The 1,302-nt window shown below is 76.3% G+C and carries 1 protein-coding gene; it reads left to right on the forward strand.

What is annotated here, in order from left to right:
* Positions 1-80 precede the first annotated feature (80 nt).
* Positions 81-1,175, forward strand: a complete 1,095-nt coding sequence (gene mshC / locus ACFV0G_RS35135) for a cysteine--1-D-myo-inosityl 2-amino-2-deoxy-alpha-D-glucopyranoside ligase (protein ID WP_380556734.1) — start codon at positions 81-83, stop codon at positions 1,173-1,175.
* Positions 1,176-1,302: the final 127 nt, after the last annotated feature.

Raw genomic sequence — 1,302 nt, forward strand, 5'->3', positions numbered from 1 at the left:
TTCTAACCCACACACCCCCCCCTACATGTGTCGGGTGGGTCGGCCCCCGGGCCCCCCCCCCCCGCCTCTACGTCTGCGGCATCACCCCGTACGACGCCACCCACCTGGGCCACGCCGCCACCTACAACACCTTCGACCTGGTGCAGCGGGTGTGGAAGGACGCCGGCCACGACGTCCTCTACGTGCAGAACGTGACCGACGTCGACGACCCGCTGCTGGAGCGGGCCGTCGCCACCGGCCAGGACTGGACGGCCCTCGCCGAGCGCGAGACCGCGCTCTTCCGCGAGGACATGACGGCCCTGCGGATGCTCCCGCCGGCCCACTACATCGGCGCCGTCGAGTCCATCCCGTGGATCGTCCCGCTGGTGAAGAAGCTGCTGGCGAGCGGCGCCGCGTACGAGCTGGACGGCGACATTTACTTCTCGGTGGACGCCGACCCGCAGTTCGGCGCGGTCTCCGGCCTCGACCGCGAGGCGATGCTCCCGGTCTTCGCCGAGCGCGGCGGCGACCCGCAGCGCCCCGGCAAGAAGCACCCGCTGGACGCCCTGCTCTGGCTCTCGGCCCGCCCCGGCGAGCCCGCCTGGGACACCGAGCTCGGCCACGGCCGGCCCGGCTGGCACATCGAGTGCGTGGCGATCGCGCTGGAGTTCCTCGGGATGTCCTTCGACATCCAGGGCGGCGGCAGCGACCTCTCCTTCCCGCACCACGAGATGGGCGCCGCGCACGCCCAGGTCGCCACCGGCGAGTACCCCTACGCCCAGGCGTACGTGCACGCGGGCATGGTCGCCCTGGACGGCCACAAGATGTCCAAGTCCCGCGGCAACCTGGTCTTCGTCTCCGCGCTGCGCCGCGAGGGCGTCGACCCGGCGGCGATCCGGCTCGCCCTGCTCGCCCACCACTACCGGGCCGACTGGGAGTGGACGGAGCGCGACCTCGCGCAGGCCCAGGAGCGGCTCGCGCTGTGGCGCTCCGCCGTCTCCCGGCCGGACGGCCCGTCCGCGGAGGGGATGCTCGCCGAGGTCCGCGCCGCGCTGGCCGAGGACCTGGACGCCCCGGCCGCGCTGGCCGCGGTGGACCGCTGGGCCGCCGCCCAGAACGCCGCCGGCGGCGACGACACCGGCGCCCCCGGCCTGGTCTCCCGCACCGTCGACGCCCTCCTCGGCGTGGCGCTCTGACCCTCCGCGGTCCCGACGCACCGGACGGGGGGGGGGGGGGGCGCCCCCCCCGCCCCCCGGCGCCAGCGGGGGCCCCCGCCGGCCCGGGGGGGCGCAGCCGCCCGGGGGGGGCCAGGCCCGGCCCCCC

Source organism: Kitasatospora sp. NPDC059571, from assembly GCF_042735675.1.
In the GTDB taxonomy this organism is placed as follows: Bacteria; Actinomycetota; Actinomycetes; order Streptomycetales; family Streptomycetaceae; genus Kitasatospora.